2 protein-coding genes are annotated in these 2,558 nt (G+C 58.1%); both read right to left on the bottom strand.

The genetic code is table 11. The features are described from left to right. Window positions 1-87: 87 nt before the first annotated feature. The gene (istB, locus tag Q2T94_RS20435) at window positions 88-819 is read right to left on the bottom strand and encodes an IS21-like element helper ATPase IstB (RefSeq protein ID WP_302266476.1); all 732 of its coding nucleotides are present in this window, start codon (window positions 817-819) and stop codon (window positions 88-90) included. Then, the gene (gene istA / locus Q2T94_RS20440) at window positions 816-2,282 is read right to left on the bottom strand and encodes an IS21 family transposase (RefSeq protein WP_302266477.1); all 1,467 of its coding nucleotides are present in this window, start codon (window positions 2,280-2,282) and stop codon (window positions 816-818) included. Before istA ends, istB begins: the two co-directional genes overlap by 4 nt. Window positions 2,283-2,558: the final 276 nt, after the last annotated feature.

A 2,558-nucleotide genomic window follows, 5' to 3' on the forward strand; every position in this document is an offset into this window, starting at 1 on the left:
GGCTGTGTTTCGTCAAATTTAAGTAGGCCATTAAAGCGCTAAGAACTAGACCACCTTGGCTCACTTCTGGTCCATTTCAGCGCCAAGCTATTTCATGAGCGCATTTTTGACCCGATAGGACTCACCACGGAACTGCAACAGCCTCCCGTGGTGCACCAAACGATCAATGACAGCCGCAGCCATGTTGTCATCCCCGAACACCGTTCCCCACCTCGAGAACTCGAGGTTTGTCGTGATGATCAGGCTCCGCTTTTCATACCCATCCGCGATCACCTGGAACAACAACCTGGCCCCTTCGGTATCGATCGGCAGGTATCCCAGCTCGTCAATCGCGATTAATTGATTCTTGGCCAAGGACGCAAGTTCCTTATCCAACCGACCCTCCTCCTTCGCCCGCCTCAGCATCATCACCAACGCCGAGGTGGTGAAGAACTTCGCCGCGATGCCCCGCTGGCACGCTGCGACCACCAGAGCGGTCGCCATATGAGTCTTGCCCGTCCCCACGTCCCCGTAAAGGACCAAGTCTTGGGCGCGATCTATGAAGTCCAAGGATTCAAGGGGATGGCTTCCATAGTCGTCGGGGAACCTGACGTTGCTGTAGTCGAATCCTGTCAGAGACTTCATCGCCGGCAACCGTGCAGCCTTCAACAACCTCTGGCGCCGAGATTCGAGCCTGGATTCATGCTCGGCCACCAGCACCCCGTGCAGGTATTCACGTTGCTTCGGGGTGCCTTTCTCAGCCCATTCGCTCAATACGCTGCCGGTCAAGGAAGCATGCTTGCCAGCATCGAGGAGGTCTTGGACGGTAATCGGGTTCATGCGACTTCTCCCGTGCTCATATTCAAGGTGGTGAAAGTGTCATAAACGCTCAAATCCACGTTCGCTGCCGAAGGTTCGGTGCCGTCGGCCAGGCGACGGGCGAGCATGCCCAGCATGGCCATGTCCGGTCCGTCCCCACGCTGGATCAGCGTGTCTGCGGCCTGTATTGCATGCTCGAACCCGGTGGTCCCGGATACGGCATCCACCGCATTGAACAGCCGCCGCCGATCCGTGGCGGTCGCCTTATCCAACCAGTCACGCACCGGATCAGTGACCAAGGTACGTAACGGAGAATGAGACCACGCCCCGGGCTTGGTCACCAGCAGCGGCACCAAGGAAGAGGGCTCGAAGATCGTCTCGGTCTGCTTACCAAAAACTCGACCGAAGGTGCGGACCGGTGCGGAATGCTCATCCAAGATCTGCACCACCTCATGCCCCAGCCCCACCGTGAGCAGTCGCCCATGGAACGAGGAACCGGCCGCGTAAGTGTTCCCGTCCACGAGTAAGTTCCCGACTCTGTCGGCCCTACGGGACTCGTAACGCACCGCCTCGAACCCGACCCCCGGCAACTCCAGGGACGCGGCGACGTCTTGGGCGAATAGTTCACCCAAGGGCAGCCCTTTGCGGTAGTGGACGGTGGAGGCCAACGCGTCGCATTTGGCCATGAACCTCTTGTTCAAACCCTCCAAAGTGGCGGCTTCCGGTTCAGGGACCATAAAATTGCGGCGGAGAAACCCCACCGCGTTTTCCACGCTGCCCTTCTCGTGGCCAGAATATGGATTGCAGTAGCGTGATTCTGTGCGGTAGTGGAGTTTGAATGCGGCAAACAGCTTGGTCTCCACGACCTTGGTTCCTACCCGTCTGCCGATGCCCGTGGCGTTATCAAACACCATGTGGCGTGGCACGGCCCCAATGTGTTCGAACACCGTCCGCAGGCCGTGGGCCACGCATTCTGCCGTTTCTCCTCGGTACGCCTGCACGAAGCGCATGTTCGAGAACGGGAAGCTCACCACGAAGATGTGGATGACCTGCCGTATCCCGGCGATGATGGCTTCGGCTTGGCCGAAGTCGACTTGCACGGTGCCGGCGGGCCAAACCAATTCTGTGAAGCCTTCCCCGGTGGTGCGGTTCCGTGCGATCCATTGCTTCATGTGGCGCTGGACCGGCGAATAGGTGCCGGTGAAGCCATGCTCTTCTACGAGACGGTCAAAAACTCGCTTAGCCGTATGCCGTTGTTTCCGTGGCCGACGTGCATCCTCGCTCAACCACTGTTCAATGATGTGATCAAAGCCGGTCAACACCGAGGCTCCAGGTCTGGCCGCGGGCAACGGTGCTGCCGGGGAGAAGTCTTCTTGCTTGGCGTATTTGGCTGCCGAAGTCCGGCTGATGCCCAACCTACGTGCGATCTCACGGACGGGGACTCCTTGGGAATCCAATTTTCTGATATTTTCTTGTAACGACATGGGTACCGTCATCTGCTTTCCAGCCCTTCCGGCGCACACGCTTTGCAATGGCAGCGCCGTAAGGAACTTATCGGCCGGCGGCGGGCCCATGTCTTTTGACACTCTGGACTGGACTCCGAACCACCGGGTGATCTCTATCTCCAAGCCAAAGCCGGAATGATGTGCTCCGGGATGAATTTACTGGCCTAGTTCTTACCGCTCTTTTGGCCTGAAATGGGCCGCCAACTTGGCTTACATTCTTGGCTGAAACGGCCTAAAGATAGTCGATCACACACA

The sequence above is a fragment of the Paeniglutamicibacter sulfureus genome, from assembly GCF_030512175.1.
GTDB lineage: Bacteria > Actinomycetota > Actinomycetes > Actinomycetales > Micrococcaceae > Paeniglutamicibacter > Paeniglutamicibacter sulfureus.